Below are 17,361 nucleotides of genomic sequence, written 5' to 3' on the forward strand. Positions count from 1 at the left end.
GTCACACGTCCCGCCCAAAAAGACTTGCCAAAACAAGGAATTGAAATGCCCCAATCCCGCAGGATCATCATCGACACTGACCCCGGCCAGGACGATGCCGTCGCCATATTGCTGGCGCTCGGCAGCGCCGAGCTGGAGATCGTCGGCATCACCGCGGTGGCCGGCAACGTGCCGCTGAAACTCACCGAAAAAAACGCCCGCAAGATCTGCGAGTTGGCCGGCCGGCCGGATGTCAAGGTCTATGCAGGCGCCATCCGGCCGCTGGCGCGTGAACTGGTCACTGCCGAGGAGGTGCATGGCAAGACCGGCCTCAACGGGCCGCAACTGCCCGAACCAAAGATGAAGCTGCAGGACCAGTATGCGGTCGATTTCATCGTCGAGACGCTGATAAAGGAGGAGAGCGGCACGATCACGCTTTGCGCGCTCGGCCCGCTCACCAATGTTGCGCTGGCGCTGATCCGCGAGCCGAAGATCGCGTCGCGCATCAGGGAGATCGTGCTGATGGGCGGCGGCTTCTTCGAGGGCGGCAACGTCACGCCGACTGCCGAATTCAACATCTATGTCGACCCGCATGCCGCCGATGTCGTGTTCAAATCCGGCATTCCGATCGTGATGATGCCGCTCGACGTTACCCACAAGGCGCTGACCACCGCCAAGCGCACGAAGGCTTTCCGGAAGCTCGGCACCAGGGTCGGCACGGCCACTGCGGACATGCTGGAATTCTTCGAACGCTTCGACGAGGAGAAATACGGCACCGATGGCGGCCCGCTGCACGATCCTTGCGTCATCGCCTACCTGTTGAAGCCGAAGCTGTTCAAGGGCCGCAACTGCAATGTCAGCGTGGAAACTGCCTCGGAGCTCACCATGGGCATGACGGTGATCGACTGGTGGGGAGTGACCAAGCGGCCGAAGAACGCCGTGGTGATGCGCGACATCGACCATGATGCGTTTTTCGCGCTGCTGCTGGAAAGGCTGGGACGGCTTTAGCGCCGCTCAGTCGTTGAGCAGGCGGTAGGTGCTGGTGCCGTTATTGCGGTGCTGTTGTTCGATCGAGACTTCCGATCCGATCATGTGGGGCGTCTCCACCTCACCATCGATAAATACCAGTGCGTTGCCGTCATGGAGACGGACTTCATATCTATAATAAAGTCCATGGCCGACGGAACCTTTCGGATTTAGAGGCATCGTCGCAACATCTTCGACGATGCCTCCTATGCGTTGCGTGCCCATGATCGGGCTATTCTGTCTTGTTACAATCGCCACGGCGGCCACAAGAGCGAATGAGCAAAAGAAAGCGACGCCAACGACTGTATCGCGAAACTCTTCCCGAGGCAGAAGAAGGCGGTTTCTAAGAGAAAGATTCGTCGGCCCTATCACTTAGAGTTGAATAGCGTAAGGGCTTTGTTCAAGAGCGATTTCTTCGAAGAGAGCTCTGTCACTCGTTTACCTTCGAAAACAGCTTCATTGATCGATCGCCGTTCAATTTGGAAATCGGTAGAAGACAAAGCCATTGTCGCGCGTGACGCGCTCGATGCCGACGTGCGAGCCGATCAGGCGCGGACGATCGTCGTCGATGAAAACAGATGAACCGTCTTCAAGGACCAGCATGTAGACACTTCGGCCTTTGCCCCAATGGGCACTTTTGACGGCTGCATCGATTGGGTCCACCGAGCGGATCGGGCTGGCGTTATTCGTCCACTTGAGCGGATCGAGGGCCAACACCGCCGCAAACAAAGCAACAATCAGGATCACGCCGATCGCGTGCCTTTTCACATCCACAAAAGTCCATGGCACCGGCATGAACCCCCAACTGTCGATTCATGTGGTGCACAGAAGGCTGACTTTCAATCGGGCTTCCTGTTCCAGGAGATTGCTATTTGCGTCCCGGCTCGCGGCTGTTACTTCGCCTTGGAAAACGCCAGCCACAGGCCGCCGCCCACCAGGAAGCTGCCGCTGATTCGCGACAAGAGCTTGACGCGGCCGGCCGAGAGCAGGCGTCCGGCGCGGCCGGCGGCCAACGCGTAGGTCGAATCCGAGACGGCGGCGAAGATCATGGCGGTGAGACCCATGACGCCGATCTGTAACGCGTAATTGCCTTCGGGGGCGATGAACTGCGGAAAGAAGGCGCCGAAGAACACCAGCGTCTTCGGATTGCTGATCGCCACCAGCAGGCCCTGCAGGAAGAAGCCGCCGCGCGGCTTTTTAGCCGATCCGTCGGCGTTCAGCTTGCCTTTCGAGCGGAACATCTGCACGCCCATCCAGATCAGGTAGGCGGCGCCGATCAGCCGGACCCATTCGAACCAGTGGCCCATGCCGGCGATAAGCGAGGTCAGCCCGATGCCGACGATGGCGATGATGATGGCCAGCCCGGCCTGGGTGCCGGCGACATTGGCGAGGCCGGCGCGCGAGCCGTGGCGGATGCTGTTGGCGATGATCAGCGTGACCGTCGGCCCCGGCACAAGAATGATGACGATGCAAGCGACGACGTAGGTGGCGTAGAGTTCCAGCGACATTTTTCCCTCCGCAGAATGCCGCTCGTGCGGCGCGCTGTCGCGATCAATGCATGGCGATGAGTTGCGTGCAAGCCGGCGAGGCGCCGACAATGCGGAGCTGATTTCAGCAGGCGCCGGCCTGCCATGGTAGCGTTGCCTCATAGGCGGCAGCCGCCCCCAGCACCGAGAGGTCAGCGCGTGGCCGCCCGATCAATTGCATGCCCATCGGCCTGCCCTTGGGGTCGAAGCCCACCGGCACATTGATCGCCGGGCAGCCGCCGAGCGTGGCGAACGCTGAAACCTGCATCCAGCGATGATAGCTGTCCATGGCACGCCCGGCCACTTCCCTTGGCCAGTGGGTGGAGACCTCGAAAGGGAAGACCTGCGCGGTCGGCAGCGCGATGAGATCGAATCGATCGAAGAGCGACAGCAGGGTTTTGTGCCATGACGAGCGCCTCACCGTGGCGGCGTGGATCTGCGGTGCGGTGAGGCCCAGTGCATGTTCCACTTCCCACACGGCCTCCGGCTTGAGAAGGCGGCGTTTCAAGGGATCGTCGTAATGCACCTTGAGCGCACAACCGCTGCTCGCCTGGCGAAGCGTTACAAAGGCCTGCCACAGCGCTTCGAACTCGAATTCCGGCATCAGCGGCTCGGCCTCGAAGGATAGATCCGCTAACCGGCCGAGTGCTGCCTCGCAAAGCTGTAGAATGCCTGCTTCAATCGGCAGATGACCGTCAAGATCGCCGAGCCAGGCGATGCGCCCGCCGGCCGCCCGCGATTCCAGCCCTTCGAGGAACGAGCCTGGCTTATCATGCGACAGCGGCGCGCGAGGATGATAGCCGGCCTGAACGTCGAGCAGCAGGGCGATGTCGCGCACGTTACGCCCCATCGGCCCTTCGACGCCCATTTGCGCATGAAACACATCAAGATCAGGGCCGGCCGGTACCAATCCCTGCGACGGGCGGAAGCCATAGACATTGTTGTAGGCAGCGGGATTGCGCAGCGAACCGCCGAAGTCGCTGCCATCGGCAATGGGAACCATGTCGAGCGCCAGCGCGACCGCCGCGCCGCCGCTCGAGCCGCCGGCGGTCAGCGCTGGGTCGAACGCGTTGAGCGTCTGTCCAAACACGGTATTGTAGGTGTTGGAGCCGAGCCCGAATTGGGGAACGTTGGTCTTGCCGATGATGATGGCGCCGGCCTGCCGAACACGCTCGACCAAGAAGTCGTCTTCCTCAGGCACGAAATCGGCGAAGATCGGCGAGCCGAAGGTGGTTCTCAGGCCTTTTGTCAGCGCAAGATCCTTGATCGCGATCGGCAGACCGAACAGCGATCCGGTATCTGCTCCTCGCGCCAAATGAGCGTCTGCCTCGTCGGCCTCGCGCAGGATGTCGGCACGCTCACGCAATGAAACGATGGCGTTGACCTGTGGGTTCACCGCCTCGATCCGGTCCAGGAATGCAGCGATCACTTCGCGCACCGAAAGCTGCCGGCGCCTGATCCTGTCGGCCAGTTCCACGGCGGACAGGCGGCAGATGTCGCCGGCGGGCGGCACGGCATGCCTGGTGGTCGGGCGCGTGGCTGTCATCGCGCTTCAGCCGGCAGATGTCGGCATGGCGGCGTCGACATCCCTGGCCAGCGGGATGGCAGGCTGGGCGCCGGCTTTCAGGCAGGCCAGCGAACCGGCTGCGGCAGCGCGGGCAAGCGCCTGGTCGAGCGGCAGGCCTGCCGCCAGTCCGGCAGCAAAATAGCCGCAGAACGTGTCGCCGGCGCCGACCGTGTCGAGCGGAGTGATCTTCAGCGCCGGAACCATCAGGAGATCGTCCGGCGTCGCGGCGAGAACGCCGTCTGGGCCAAGCGTGACGACGATGGTGCGGCCAGTTCTCGAGGCATAGTCGCGCATCCGTGCCGGGCGGTCGCGGCCACTCAACGACAGCGCCTCACCATAGAGGTCGAACTCGGTCTCGTTGGCGACGAGATAGTCGGCCTTGCCGAGGAAGCCGGCCGCGTCGCCGTGGAAAGGTGCGGTGTTGAGCACGGTGACCGCGTTGGCCGTCCTTGCCGCGTCAAGCGCTGTCTCGACCGTTTGCAACGGGACCTCCAACTGCAGCAGCACGACATCGCCGTTTTTCAGGAAAGCCTTGGAAAGGTCACCCGGCACGACCGAATCATTGGCGCCCGCCACGACGGCGATCACGTTCTCGCCGTCGGCGCCGACCATGATCAACGCGGTACCCGTCGAGGCAAAGGTCTCGCCGACGCCGGACAGGTCGATCTTGCCGTCGCGCAGCAGCGCCAAAGCCTCGCCGGCGAAGCTGTCCTTGCCGACCGCGCCGACCATGCGCACCTTGGCGCCGGCGCGGGCGGCGGCCAGCGCCTGGTTGGCTCCCTTGCCGCCGGGGGCGGTGGCGAAACCGGAGCCGCGCACCGTTTCGCCGGGACCGGGCAAGCGGTCGACACTGGCGATGAGGTCGAGATTGATGGAACCGATGACGACGATCAAGAAGTGCCTCCCGCTAGCGCATGTCACTCTAATTGCGCGGGAAGCTACTCCGTAAGATCGCTGCTTGTCACCCTCGGGGCCCTTCGCTCCTATCGTTCCATTCGTTGGCTATTCAAGAAGAGACTTGTCCCGCCTCCCAGCCGAGGATGGCGCGTTTGCGCGTCAGGCCCCAATGGTAGCCGGTGAGCGCGCCGGACTTGCCGAGAGCCCGGTGGCACGGCACGACGAAGGACATCGGATTGGCACCGACCGCGGCACCGACAGCCCGGCTGGCGCTCGGTGCGCCGATGCGCGCGGCGATCGAGGAATAGGTGCAGGCCTTGCCCATCGGAATGCGCAGCAAGGCCTCCCAGACGCGGACCTGGAAGTCGGTGCCGATCATGACGACGCGCAGCGGCTGGTCGGCGCGCCACAGCGTCGGATCGAAGATGCGCGCGGCATAGGGCGCCGTCGCCGCCATGTCCTCGACATAGGTCGCATTCGGCCAGCGGCTGGACATGTCGGCAAAGGCCGCGCGCTCGCCGCCGGGGTCGTTGAAGGCGAGGCCGGCAAGGCCGCGGTCCGTCACCATGATCAAAGCGATGCCGAAAGGCGAGATATGATAGCCGTAGCGGATGGTGAGCCCTGCGCCGCGGGTCTTGTAGTCGCCCGGCGACATCGCTTCATGGGTGACGAACAGATCGTGCAGCCGGCCTGGGCCGGACATGCCGAGTTCGAACGAAGTTTCCAGCAGCGGCATGCCGGAATCCAGCAGTTTGCGCGCATGATCGAGGGTGACGGCCTGCAGAAAAGCCTTCGGCGACAGGCCGGCCCAGCGGGTGAACAGCTTCTGCAGCCCGGTCGGCGTCTCGCCGACCTCCTCGGCCAGCACTTCCAACGAAGGCTGGTCGCGATAGTCGAGGCTGATCTTTTCGATGGCACGACGGACGATTTCGTAGTCGCCGCCTTCAGGCGTGATGTCTTTCTGAAGGATTGCTGTCGTTTTGAGAGGCATTTGGGCGTTCATGGTAGTATCTCCTTGAGTGCGAATATCGTCCTTCGCGGCGCCGATCACCACCCGAAACTTGCTTTCCCGCAGCATGTACCCAGATAGAGTTGGCTTTGAATGGGGAGGACAATCATGGCCGGCGAGAAGATGCAGCTGACCAAGGAAAAAGAAACGCTGCTGATCACCGTCTACGGCAAGGCGCTGGAAAGCCGGCTTCCCAACTCGCTGCTGAAAGACCGCTTTGCGGACGAGGCGGTTCGCCGCATCGACTACGATTTCTCGCGGCTCAAGGTCGACAACAATCTCGGCGTCGGTCTGGCGATCCGGGCCAAGACGCTGGACGACTGGGTTTCGGCTTTTCTGGCGAACAACCCGAACGCCATTGTACTGCATCTCGGCTGCGGGCTGGACACACGAATATTCCGTATCGACCCGCCAGCCGGCGTCGACTGGTTCGACGTCGACTACGCCGAAGTCATCGAGCTCAGGCGCAAGCTCTACCCGATGCGCGAGCATTACCACCTGATCGGATCATCCGTCACGGAGCCTGGCTGGTTGGATGAAGTGCCCGGCGATCGCCCGGCGATGGTCGTGGCGGAGGGCCTGACCCCCTACCTTGCCGCTGACGAGGGCCCAAGACTGGTTTCGCGGCTTGTGTCGCATCTGGCCAGCGGCGAATTTATCTGCGATGCCTACAGCGACCTGGGTCTAAAGCTCGTGCGCCTCAACCGGTCGTTCCGCGCCACCGGAGCCGAACTCCACTGGGCGATCAACGATCCGCGCGACTTGGAACGGTCAGTGCCCGGCCTGCGGTTGGTCGAGGAAACGATGGCGTACAAACCCGAACATGCCGCCCGTGTGAGCTGGTTCGCCGGACTGGTCTTTCGCCTCTGGAGCCACGTTCCGGCTCTTCGGAGGGTCGGCAGGCTGTTGAGATTTCGGTTTTGATCGTCAGCGCGCCTTGGCGGTCGCCAGAGCGCGCGAAAATGCGGTGGCAAAACTTTCGCGGTCGTCGGGGTTGAGGAAGCCACCGATCGAGACTGTTTTTCCTTGCGCCTCGACCGCCATTCTGGTGATGCCGATTTCGGTGTGGCGGGCGATCGAAAAGCGTGCCCAGAACGGATTGAAGCGATGTGCTTCCGATTTGCCTGACGGGGCAGTCTTGCGGATATCGAGGCTGGTGCGAGACACCGACACCTCCTCGCGAGCCCGAGCGGCACGATAATTGGCGCGGAAGGCGATATAGATGGCAATAACATCGAGGCCGAAGAAGCCGAACACCGGCCAGGCGCCGCGCGACAGGAAAAACGCTCCGGTCACCAGCCACCCGAACAGCAATGCGCCCATCAGGATGACAAAGCCGGTCTTGCCCAGCGACCGGTGCGGTATCAGCAGCGCCTGGAAGAATGGCTCGTCGGCCTGAAATGAGGCGTTTGTGTCGCTCATTACAGAATATTATAGGAAAGCAATGACAAGCCCCAAGTCCAAAAACTCTTCGGCGCTAAAAAAAGACCTGTTGCCCGGCCGCCGCGACGGCTCGAACGCCAAGCCGCGTCCGCGGCCGGCGAGGTCGCGGGCGCTTTACAGCCCGGCCGAGGTGCATGAGATTTTCCGGCGCTTTTCCGTTCAGCGGCCGGACCCGAGAGGCGAACTCGAACATATCAACGCCTTCACGCTGCTGGTGGCGGTGGTGCTTTCGGCGCAGGCGACGGACGCCGGCGTCAACAGGGCGACGCGGGCGCTGTTCAAGATCGCCGACACGCCGCAGAAAATGCTGGCGCTGGGCGAGACCAGGCTCGGCGACCATATCCGCACTATCGGGCTGTGGCGCAACAAGGCCAAGAATGTCATCGCGTTGTCGGAAGCCCTGATCCGCGACCACGGCGGCAAGGTGCCCGATGATCGCGATCAACTGGTCGAGCTGCCGGGTGTCGGCCGCAAGACCGCCAATGTCGTGCTCAACGTCGCCTTCGGCCAGCATACGATGGCGGTCGACACGCACATCTTCCGCATCGGCAACAGGCTCGGCCTGGCGCCGGGCAAGACGCCGGAACAGGTCGAGCAAGGATTCCTGAAGATCATTCCGGACGAATATATGCGACATGCGCATCATTGGCTGATCCTGCACGGCCGCTATGTCTGCAAGGCGCGTAAGCCGGATTGCCCTGCCTGCGTCATCGCCGATATCTGCAAGGCCAAGGAAAAGACGACCAGCGTGCCTGCACCACTGGTCGAGATCGCGCCGCTCGGGCCAGTAGAGGCGGCTACTGAATCAGTGCCAGCCAAGTGACTCTGAAGTTCCTCCTATGTGGCGCCATCCACGTTCAGGAGCTCTCTTCGACAAACACCTCCTCGCGCTTCTTCCTGACCGCGGGGAGAAACACGATGACGAGCACGGCGAGCGCGATGAGGAGCAGGCTGGCGCTGATCGGTCTCGTCACGAAGGTACTCGGATCGCCGCGAGAGAGGATCATGGCGCGGCGCAGGTTTTCCTCGAGCAGCGGGCCGAGCACGAAGCCAAGCAGCAGCGGCGCGGGTTCGCAGCGCAGCTTGGTCAGGAGATAGCCAAGCAAGCCGAAGAGTGCGACTGCATAGAGGTCGTAGACGTTGGTGTTGACGCTGTAAACGCCGATCGAGCAGAACGCCATGATGATCGGGAAGAGCACGTAATACGGGATCGTAAGCAGTTTCACCCAAAGCCCGATTAGCGGCAGATTCAAGACGATCAGCATCAGATTGCCGATCCACATCGAGGTGATGATACCCCAAAACAGTGCAGGCTGTTCGATCGCAACATTGGGGCCGGGTACGATGCCCTGGATGATCATCGCGCCGATCATCAGCGCCATTACCGGATTGGCCGGAATGCCGAGCGTCAGCATCGGGATAAAGGAGGTTTGTGCGCCGGCATTGTTGGCCGATTCCGGTCCGGCGACGCCTTCGATTGCGCCTTTGCCGAATTCCCCCGGACTTTTCGAGACACGTTTTTCGACGGTGTAGGAGGCAAAGGCGGCAAGGATCGCGCCGCCTCCCGGCAGGATGCCGAGCGCCGAACCGATGATTGTTCCGCGCACGATGGGGGCCGCCATGCGCCGAAAATCTTCGCGGGTCGGCATAAGGCCGGAGATCTTTCGGATCAGCACGGAACGCTCATGCTCGTTTTCGAGGTTGCGCAGTATCTCGGCGACGCCGAAGACACCGACCGCCACTGCGACGAAATTCAGCCCGTCGGCATATTCGCGGATGCCGAGCGTGAAGCGGGGCGTGCCGGTGTAGATATCCGTGCCGACAAGTCCGAGCAGCAGGCCGAGCACGACCATGGCCAGTGCCTTGACGATCGAGCCGTGGGCGAGCGCGACGGACGAGACCAGGCCGACAATCATCAGCGAAAAATACTCGGCTGCGCCGAATCTCAGCGCTATCGCCGTCAGCGGTGGGGCAAAGATGGCGACGAGGAAGGTCGACACCGTGCCGGCAAAGAACGAGCCTATCGCCGCGGTCGCCAGTGCCGCCCCGGCGCGACCGTTCCTGGCCATTTGGTAGCCGTCGATGGCGGTGACGGCCGACGAAGATTCGCCGGGCATGTTGATGAGGATTGCGGTAGTCGAACCGCCATACTGCGCGCCGTAATAGATGCCGGCGAGCATGATGAGGGAGGAAACCGGATCGCCGATCTGGAAGGTGATCGGCAACAGCATGGCAATGGTTGCGGTGGCGCCGATGCCGGGCAGGACACCAATCAGCGTGCCGAGAAGGACGCCGATCAGGCAGAAACCGAGGTTTGCCAAAGATGTGGCCGTCGAAAAGCCGAGTGCGAGATTGTTGAGGAGTTCCATTTCATCTCCTCACAATGATAGGGGCAGCCACGGGCCGAAACGCCGGAACGGCAGGCCGAGTGCGTAGCTGAAGACGACGAATGCGAACAGCGTCAGGCCGGCCGACAGCACGAGCGCGGTCAGCGGCTTCATACGGCCGCTGCCGAACGATGCGATTAGCGCCGTCAGGAAGATCGAGGGGATAAAGCCGAGGCCGCGCACCGTCAGGCCGAAGAAGATCGGAGCGGGCAGAATGAACAGCATGCCGCGCCACGCGATGTGGCCGATCGGGTCGCTCTCGAAACGCACCGCTTGGACGAGGATGACGGCGCCAAGCAGGATCAGCACGATCGCCAGCACCAGCGGGAAATAGCCCGGTCCCATACGGAAGGCGGTGCCGATTTCGAGGCCGAGCGACTGCAGCGCGAAAAATGCGCCGAGGAAGATGAACAGCGCTGCGCAAATGCCGTTGGTTCTGTCGATTGCGAACGGTTTCATGACGTCCTCCCGGGCCGCGCCGCGGGCTTGCCCATGCCGTGTAAAAACGGGGCGCTGGTGGCGCCCCGTTCAAGCTTTAGTCGGCGTACTGGCCGGCCGCTTCGATGATAGGCTTCCACCGCGCGATCTCACTTTCCAGCTTGGCCTTGAGCGCGGCCGGCGTGGCGTCGGCCTCGGGCGACGGCTTGGTGCCGAGTTCGGCAAAGCGGGCGACGACGTTCTGATCCTTCAGCGCCACCTGCAGCGATTTCGACAGGCGCTCGGTGATCTCGGCCGGCGTGCCCTTGGGTGCATAGATTCCGTGCCAGATGCCGACCTGCACCTGCGGAAGGCCGGCTTCCGTCGTTGTCGGCACGTCCGGAAGCACGTCGAGGCGTTGCGCCGAGGTTACGGCATAGCCCTTGATCGTGCCGCCCTGGATCTGCTTGGTGGTGTTGGTCGTCTGGTCGCACATGATGTCGACCTGGCCGCCGAGAAGGTCGGTCATGGCCGGGCCAGTGCCTTTGTAGGGAACGGTGACCAGCGGCGTGCCGATGGCGCTCATGAACAGCATGCCGCACAGATGCGAGGCCGCGCCTATCCCGGCATTGGCGACGGTGACGGTGTCCTTGTTGGCCTTGGCATAGTCGACCAGTCCCTTCAGATCGGTCGGCTCGAGATCCTTGCGGCCGACGATGGTCATCGGCACTTCTGTGACGAGACCGATATATTCGAACGCGTTCAGCGTGTCGTAGGCGAGGTTCCTATACAGCGTCGCGCTGGTCGCCATGCCGATGTGATGCAGGAGCAGCGTATAGCCGTCAGGATCGGCATTCGCGACGCGGCCGGCGCCTAGCGTGCCGCCGGCGCCGCCGACATTCTCGACGATGACCTGCTGGCCGAGGTCCTTCGACATGGCTTCCGCGACAAGACGCGTGACGGTGTCGGTTGGGCCGCCGGCCGAAAACGGCACGACAACGGTGATGGTGCGTTCGGGGTACGTCTGCGCGCCCGCGGCCAACGGGTAAAGCATGGCGACCGCAACGGCAGCCAGCGCGGCGACGAATTTTCTCATCGTGATTTCCTCCCAGAATACGAATTACCAACCGCTGCGCGGAGTTCCTCTCAAACCGAATGTAGATGGAGCAATAACTAGCGCAACCCGACAAATGACAATCGCCTCAAACGGCAAACTGCACGTTTGTCCGCGCAATGAGTGGAAAGGTCGGGCCGCGCGATGCCCTTCCTCCGACCTATCTTAATAGCCGTAGCCGCGCGCCATCGCCGCCGCGAACACCGGGATCAACAGGAAGATGAATGCCTCGGTGCGGACATAGGTGCGAACGGACGCTAGCTCCGCCGCAGGCACCTGGAAGCCGGGACTGGCGCTCGCCTGCCTGCTCCAGGACAGGAATCGGACGGTCGGGATAATCGACAACAGGCCGACAATTGCGAAAGCGGCCATCTTTGCCCAGAACATCCAGTTGTAGACGTAGAATTCCCAGCCCTTGAGACCATAGATGACGCGGCCGATGCCGACGACGATGATCAGCATGGCAATGATGCCGTAATGGCGATCGATACCGACAAGCCGCTTCAGCGTCGCGGCGGACAGGTCGCTGCGGATCAGGACGAATTCGGCGCCGATGATGCCTGCCAGCGAAAACACCAGCAGATGATGGAAGATGGCAAGCACAAGGTCGGTGGTGTCCATGCTGTTTCCCCTCTGTCGGACGGCAGCGCCGAAACCGAACGCAGTGAACCAAATACTGGCGAAAAACTAACACCGCTTGGCGGGATTCACATCAGCCTGGAAGATGATCTACACAGCCTTGGTTCTTGTTTTACGCAACGGATTTTGATTCCCCATTTCATGCATGTCGCTGTCCTAACCGTTGGATGACCGGCATTAGGCACCGGCAACACAACCGAGGCATGACCATGACCAGTCCGCAGACAATTGTCGCCCCAGTGATTGAGACCTCTCGCACGGTCCTGCGACCGCACCGGCTGGACGATTTCGACGCCTATGTCGCAATGTGGGCCGATCCCGTCGTCACCCGTTTTATCGGCGGCAAGCCGCGCACGCGGGAGGAAAGCTGGATGCGTTTCCTGAGCCATGCCGGCCTGTGGTCGCTTCTGGGCTACGGCTTCTGGGCGGTCGAGGAAAAGGCGACCAGCCGCTTCATCGGCGAGGCCGGCTTCCACGATCTGAAACGCGACATGACGCCGTCGATCGAGGGCATTCCGGAGGCCGGATGGGCTCTGGTTTCGGCCGTGCATGGCCAGGGGTTGGCCAGCGAAGTCGTCGCACGGGTGCTTGCCTGGGGCGATGAGGCATTTGCAGCCGCGAAGACCGTCTGCATCATCGATCCGGAAAACACCGGCTCGCTGAACGTCGCGGCAAAATGCGGTTATGGCGAAGTGCTGCGAACCGTCTATCAAGACAAGCCGACCATCCTGCTGCAGCGGCAGCCCTGACGGATGCTGTCTGGGCACTGCCTGCCGTCGTCGGGCGTCGAGTTCGCCAGCCTGAACATCGCACGGGCCGATTGTGGCGCATGGGGAGTGTTCTGTCTTTGACAGGATGACGCAAACTCTGCATGAATTTTATCGAGCGGGTCTGAATTCAGGCTACGTTTCTGGCAGGCACCGGAGGAGGTGTCGCGATTTGGAGGAATCCCATGCTGAACAGACGCAGTTTCTTGATGAGCACCGCGGCGGCAGGTGCTGCCGGGCTCGCGGCATCGCATTTTATCCCCGCTTTCGCGCAGGACGCACCGCAGCTGCAGATTTTCGTGCCGGCGGCGCCGGGCGGCGGCTGGGACCAGACGGCGCGCGCCATGGACCAGGTGCTGCGTAGTGAAAAGCTGATCTCCGGCTCGCAGATCACCAATGTCGGCGGCGCCGGTGGCACCGTCGGCCTGCCGCAGTTCGTCAACCAGTGGAAGGGCAAGGGCAATGCGCTGATGGTGGCTGGCATGGTCATGGTCGGCGCCATCATCGCCAACAAGGCGGCCAACAACCTTACCGAGGTCACCCCGATCGCCCGCCTTACCGGCGAGTTCGAGGCGCTTGTGGTGCCGGCCGCCTCGCCGTTCAAGACTGCGGCCGACTTCGTTGCCGCCCTCAAGGCCGACCCGACGCAGGTTCCAGTCGCCGGCGGTTCGGCCGGCGGCTCGGACCACATCTTGTTCGGCCTCATCGCCAAGACCGTCGGTGTTCCTGCAACCAACCTGTCCTATGTGCCGTTCGCCGGCGGCGGCGAGGCGCTGTCGGCGCTGCTCGGCAACCAGGTCGCGGCCGGCATCTCGGGCTATGGCGAGTTCGCCGAACAGGTCAAGGCGGGCGCGCTGCGGCTGCTGGCGATATCTGCCCACAAACGCCAGGAGGGCATCGATGCTCCGACCATGAAGGAAGCCGGCATCGACGTCGAGCTGTTCAACTGGCGCGGCGTCTTCGCGCCGCCCGGCGTCTCGGACGCCGACAAGGCAGCAATGATCAAGCTGATCGAGACGATGGCCAAGAGCGACGCCTGGGCCACCGAATGCAAGAACCGCAACTGGACGCAGATCCTGCTCACCGGTGACGACTATGCGAAATTCGTCGCCGAAGACACGGCCCGCATCGGGACGATCCTCAAGGACCTCGGCCTGGCGTGATGCTCTCGGCAAGGCGCGGCCTGCGCCAACCCTTGCCGACTTTCGCCAGCCGCATGGACATACGCGGCGCCGGAGGTGAAACTACGCCGAGATCGGCCGAGTGAGACCGGTCCAAGGAGAACCGGCCCCAAGGGACCGACATTGGGAGGACGATGATGAGCACCAGCGACCAGCAGGCGCCGCCGCGCCTTGCAGTGCCCGAACTGCTGATCGGCGTTGGGCTCCTCGCCTGTGCGGGTGCGGTTGCCTGGCAGACGCTGGCAATCCCGGTGTCGCCGCTCTATTCCAAGGTCGGTCCGACCGTCTTTCCCTACATCACCATGACGGGGATGGTGATCCTGTCGCTGCTGCTCATCATTGCCGCCTTGCGGGGCGGATGGCAGCCGGAGGACGAAAAGGAGACGCCGACCGACTGGAAGGCGATGGGCATCGTCGTCCTCGGACTGATCGCCAACCTCGTGCTGATCCAGCCGCTCGGCTTTACCGCCGCATCTGTCATCATGTTCGTTCTCATCTGCCACGGTTTCGGCAGCCGGCGTCCGCTGCGTGACGTGCTGCTCGGTCTGATCCTGGCGCTGGCCGCCTATTTCGGCTTTGCCAGGGCACTCGGCGTCAATATCGGCGCCGGCTTCATCGAAAACCAGCTGAACGCGATCGTCGATTCGGTCGTTGCCGTGCTGAGGGGCTGACGCCATGGAAACGCTCGGCCATNTCGGCCATCTCGCGCACGGATTTTCGGTCGCCTTCTCGCCGATCAATCTCATATGGTGCCTGGTCGGCACCACGCTGGGGACTGCGATCGGCGTGCTGCCCGGCCTCGGACCGGCATTGACCATCGCGTTGCTGTTGCCGATCACCTACCAGGTGGCGCCGGAGGCGTCGTTCATCCTGTTTGCCGGCATCTATTACGGCGCCATGTATGGCGGCTCGACGACATCGATCCTGCTCAACACGCCTGGCGAAAGCGCCACTATCGTCACCGCGCTGGAAGGCAACCGGATGGCCCGCTCCGGCCGTGGCGGTGCGGCCTTGGCAACCTCGGCGATCGGCTCCTTCGTCGCCGGCACGCTGGGCACGATCGGCGTTGCCTTCCTGGCGCCGATCGTCGTCAAATTCGCGCTGGCTTTCGGTCCGGCCGAATATTTCTCGCTAATGGTGCTGGCCTTCATCACGGTTTCGGCGGTGCTCGGCTCGTCGTCGGTGCGCGGCCTGACCAGCCTGTTCGTCGGCTTCGTCGTCGGCATGATAGGCGTCGATCTGCAGACGGGGCAGCCGCGCTTCACCTTCGGCATGAGCGAATTGTTGGACGGCGTCGACGTCATCGTCGTCGCCGTTGGCCTGTTCGCCGTTGGCGAGACGCTTTACATGGCCTCGCGCCGCTATGCCGGCAAGGACGACATCGTGCCGTTGAAAGGGTCGCTCTACATGACCGCGGCTGAATGGTCGCGCTCGTGGAGGCCATGGCTGCGCGGCTCCCTGATCGGCTTCCCGATCGGCGCCATGCCGGCCGGCGGCGCCGAAATCCCGACCTTCCTCTCCTATGCCATCGAGAAGAAACTCTCCAGACACAAGGAGGAGTTCGGCACGGTCGGTGCCATCGAGGGCGTTGCCGGGCCGGAAGCGGCCAATAATGCATCCGCCGCCGGCGTGCTGGTGCCGATGCTGACGCTCGGCCTGCCGACCTCGGCGACGGCCGCGATCATGCTGTCGGCATTTCAGAGCTACGGCATCAATCCGGGGCCGCTGCTGCTGACGACGCAGGCCGACCTGGTGTGGGGGCTGATCGCCAGCCTGTTCATCGCCAATGTCATCCTCGTCGTCCTCAACCTGCCGCTGATCGGGCTCTGGGTGCGATTACTGAAGATTCCGGCGCCGCAGCTCTATGCCGGCATTCTGGTGTTCGCCACGGTCGGCACCTACGGCATTTCGCAATCGCCGATCGACCTCATCATCCTCTATCTGCTCGGTGCCGCCGGCTTCCTGATGCGGCGTTTCGATTTCCCGACCGCGCCAGTCATCATCGGCATGATTCTCGGGCCGCTTGCCGAAACGCAGTTCCGCCGCGCGATGACCATCTCGAACGGCGATTGGACGGTGTTCTACAAGCATCCGCTGTCGCTGACGCTGCTGACGCTGGCCTTCATCGGGTTGGTTGGACCGCATATCTGGGCCTACATCGAGCACAGGCGCATGCGCGGACCGGAGCACGTGCCGGGCGATGCCTGAGCTGTTCGTGACGTCATGACAGACCTGCTTTCCGGCATCCGCATCCTTGACCTGACCAATGTGCTGGCCGGCCCCTATTGCGCCTACCAGCTGGCATTGCTCGGGGCCGACGTCATCAAGGTCGAGACGCCGCAAGGCGGTGATCTGGCGCGCCAGCTTGGCGCCTCGCCGGAGCTCAACCGGGTGGGCATGGGCGCTTCGTTCCTGGCGCAGAATGCCGGCAAACGCTCGGTGGCGCTCGATCTCAAGCAGGAGGCCGACCGCGAACGCTTCCTCGATCTGGTCGCTTCGGCCGACGCGCTGGTCGAGAATTTCCGCCCCGGCGTCATGGACCGGCTGGGGCTTGGCCATGCCAGGCTGAAGGAGGTCCGGCCAAGCCTTGTCTATTGTGCGATATCGGGCTTCGGCCAGACCGGGCCGATGCGCGACAATCCAGCCTATGACCAGATCATCCAGGGTCTTTCCGGCATCATGAGCATCACCGGTACACCGGAAACGGCGCCGCTGCGTGTCGGCTATCCCGTCGCCGATACGCTTGGCGGGCTGGTCGGGGCGTTCGCCATTACCGCCGCGCTGGTCAAGCAGAAGACGACAGGCGAGGGTGCGTTCCTCGACGTCTCTATGCTCGAATGCACGCTTTCTGCGCTCGGCTGGCCGGTGTCGAACTATCTGACGGCGGACGTCGAGCCGCAGCCGATGGGCAATGAAAACATGACGGCCGCACCGTCTGGCGCGTTTCGCACCGGCGACGGCTTGCTCAACATCGCAGCCAACAAGCAGGAGCAGTTCGTCACACTGTGCCGGTTGATCGATCGGCCGGAGCTGGCGTCGGATGTCCGCTTTGCCGAGCGCGAAACGCGCAAGCAGAACCGCATTGCATTGAAAGCGCTGATCGAGGATGCCTTGGCGAGCGGCTCTGCCGCCGCCTGGGAGGAGACGTTCAATCGCGCCGGCGTGCCGGCAGGCCGGGTGCTGACAATCCCGCAGGTACTGCAAGAGCAACAGGTGATCCAGCGCGGCATGACGGCGCGCTTCCAGGCTGTGTCCGGGATGGACCGGCCGCTGATCGTGGTGCGCGGCGGCTTCATGGTCGATGGCGAGGCACCTTTGCCGAGCAGGCCGCCGCCGGGGCTCGGCGAGCATATGGACGAGGTTTTTGCCGGTTTGCCGCCACGCGCCAAGAAAAGAGCGAAGGTATGAG

General features: G+C 62.9%; 19 protein-coding genes. 8 read left to right on the forward strand and 11 right to left on the reverse strand.

The window, feature by feature from the left end:
• Positions 1 to 45 precede the first annotated feature (45 nt).
• Entirely contained in the window at positions 46 to 987 is a 942-nt protein-coding gene (locus tag X760_RS53400; protein ID WP_023718965.1) for a nucleoside hydrolase, read from the forward strand.
• Positions 988 to 993: 6 nt separating this feature from the next.
• Here X760_RS53400 and X760_RS77205 read toward each other — a convergent pair whose 3' ends face one another.
• The 6 genes from X760_RS77205 to X760_RS53430 all read right to left on the reverse strand — a co-directional run bounded on the left by X760_RS77205 (position 994) and on the right by X760_RS53430 (position 5,998).
• Complete coding sequence (locus X760_RS77205) at positions 994 to 1,230, reverse strand: hypothetical protein (protein ID WP_023718966.1); 237 nt, start codon at positions 1,228 to 1,230, stop codon at positions 994 to 996.
• A gap of 249 nt (positions 1,231 to 1,479) precedes the next feature.
• Positions 1,480 to 1,800, reverse strand: a complete 321-nt coding sequence (locus X760_RS53410; protein WP_023718967.1) for a hypothetical protein — start codon at positions 1,798 to 1,800, stop codon at positions 1,480 to 1,482.
• A 98-nt stretch (positions 1,801 to 1,898) separates the two neighbouring features.
• Positions 1,899 to 2,513, reverse strand: coding sequence for a LysE family translocator (locus X760_RS53415; RefSeq protein WP_023718968.1), 615 nt, complete (start codon positions 2,511 to 2,513; stop codon positions 1,899 to 1,901).
• A 103-nt stretch (positions 2,514 to 2,616) separates the two neighbouring features.
• Positions 2,617 to 4,077 (reverse strand): amidase, encoded by a 1,461-nt coding sequence (locus tag X760_RS53420; RefSeq protein ID WP_023718969.1) that lies wholly within the window; start codon positions 4,075 to 4,077, stop codon positions 2,617 to 2,619.
• A 6-nt stretch (positions 4,078 to 4,083) separates the two neighbouring features.
• Positions 4,084 to 4,992 carry a ribokinase gene (locus X760_RS53425; protein WP_023718970.1) on the reverse strand — a complete coding sequence of 303 codons (909 nt, stop codon included), beginning with the start codon at positions 4,990 to 4,992 and terminating at the stop codon, positions 4,084 to 4,086.
• A 112-nt stretch (positions 4,993 to 5,104) separates the two neighbouring features.
• Positions 5,105 to 5,998 (reverse strand): methylated-DNA--[protein]-cysteine S-methyltransferase, encoded by an 894-nt coding sequence (locus X760_RS53430; RefSeq protein WP_023718971.1) that lies wholly within the window; start codon positions 5,996 to 5,998, stop codon positions 5,105 to 5,107.
• A gap of 114 nt (positions 5,999 to 6,112) precedes the next feature.
• Between X760_RS53430 and X760_RS53435 the strand changes: the two genes are divergently transcribed.
• A complete protein-coding gene (locus X760_RS53435; RefSeq protein ID WP_023718972.1) occupies positions 6,113 to 6,928 on the forward strand; it encodes a class I SAM-dependent methyltransferase in 816 nt (271 codons plus the stop codon).
• 3 nt (positions 6,929 to 6,931) lie between these two features.
• On the opposite strand, the gene X760_RS53440 is transcribed toward X760_RS53435, so the two are convergent.
• A complete protein-coding gene (locus X760_RS53440; protein WP_023718973.1) occupies positions 6,932 to 7,426 on the reverse strand; it encodes a DUF2244 domain-containing protein in 495 nt (164 codons plus the stop codon).
• Between the two features lie 22 nt (positions 7,427 to 7,448).
• On the opposite strand from X760_RS53440, the gene nth reads away from it, so the two are divergent.
• On the forward strand, positions 7,449 to 8,270 hold the full coding sequence (nth, locus tag X760_RS53445) for an endonuclease III (RefSeq protein ID WP_023718974.1): 822 nt from the start codon (positions 7,449 to 7,451) through the stop codon (positions 8,268 to 8,270).
• A gap of 34 nt (positions 8,271 to 8,304) precedes the next feature.
• Here the strand turns inward: nth and X760_RS53450 are convergent, their stop codons facing one another.
• The 4 genes from X760_RS53450 to X760_RS53465 form a co-directional block, all read right to left on the reverse strand.
• Positions 8,305 to 9,816, reverse strand: a complete 1,512-nt coding sequence (locus tag X760_RS53450) for a tripartite tricarboxylate transporter permease (RefSeq protein WP_023718975.1) — start codon at positions 9,814 to 9,816, stop codon at positions 8,305 to 8,307.
• Positions 9,817 to 9,825: 9 nt separating this feature from the next.
• A complete protein-coding gene (locus X760_RS53455; protein ID WP_023718976.1) occupies positions 9,826 to 10,293 on the reverse strand; it encodes a tripartite tricarboxylate transporter TctB family protein in 468 nt (155 codons plus the stop codon).
• Positions 10,294 to 10,369: 76 nt separating this feature from the next.
• Positions 10,370 to 11,347 carry a tripartite tricarboxylate transporter substrate-binding protein gene (locus X760_RS53460; RefSeq protein WP_023718977.1) on the reverse strand — a complete coding sequence of 326 codons (978 nt, stop codon included), beginning with the start codon at positions 11,345 to 11,347 and terminating at the stop codon, positions 10,370 to 10,372.
• A 183-nt stretch (positions 11,348 to 11,530) separates the two neighbouring features.
• Positions 11,531 to 11,986, reverse strand: coding sequence for a DUF2214 family protein (locus X760_RS53465; protein WP_023718978.1), 456 nt, complete (start codon positions 11,984 to 11,986; stop codon positions 11,531 to 11,533).
• Between the two features lie 227 nt (positions 11,987 to 12,213).
• Between X760_RS53465 and X760_RS53470 the strand changes: the two genes are divergently transcribed.
• From X760_RS53470 to X760_RS53490, 5 genes are all read left to right on the forward strand, one after another.
• Positions 12,214 to 12,753 (forward strand): GNAT family N-acetyltransferase, encoded by a 540-nt coding sequence (locus tag X760_RS53470; protein WP_023718979.1) that lies wholly within the window; start codon positions 12,214 to 12,216, stop codon positions 12,751 to 12,753.
• 203 nt (positions 12,754 to 12,956) lie between these two features.
• Positions 12,957 to 13,934 (forward strand): tripartite tricarboxylate transporter substrate-binding protein, encoded by a 978-nt coding sequence (locus X760_RS53475; protein WP_023718980.1) that lies wholly within the window; start codon positions 12,957 to 12,959, stop codon positions 13,932 to 13,934.
• 155 nt (positions 13,935 to 14,089) lie between these two features.
• The gene (locus X760_RS53480) at positions 14,090 to 14,623 is read left to right on the forward strand and encodes a tripartite tricarboxylate transporter TctB family protein (protein ID WP_023718981.1); all 534 of its coding nucleotides are present in this window, start codon (positions 14,090 to 14,092) and stop codon (positions 14,621 to 14,623) included.
• Positions 14,624 to 14,627: 4 nt separating this feature from the next.
• Positions 14,628 to 16,160 (forward strand): tripartite tricarboxylate transporter permease, encoded by a 1,533-nt coding sequence (locus X760_RS53485; RefSeq protein WP_023718982.1) that lies wholly within the window; start codon positions 14,628 to 14,630, stop codon positions 16,158 to 16,160.
• Between the two features lie 15 nt (positions 16,161 to 16,175).
• Positions 16,176 to 17,360, forward strand: a complete 1,185-nt coding sequence (locus tag X760_RS53490) for a CoA transferase (protein WP_023718983.1) — start codon at positions 16,176 to 16,178, stop codon at positions 17,358 to 17,360.
• Position 17,361: the final 1 nt, after the last annotated feature.

The sequence above is a fragment of the Mesorhizobium sp. LSHC420B00 genome, assembly GCF_000503055.1.
Lineage (GTDB): Bacteria > Pseudomonadota > Alphaproteobacteria > Rhizobiales > Rhizobiaceae > Mesorhizobium.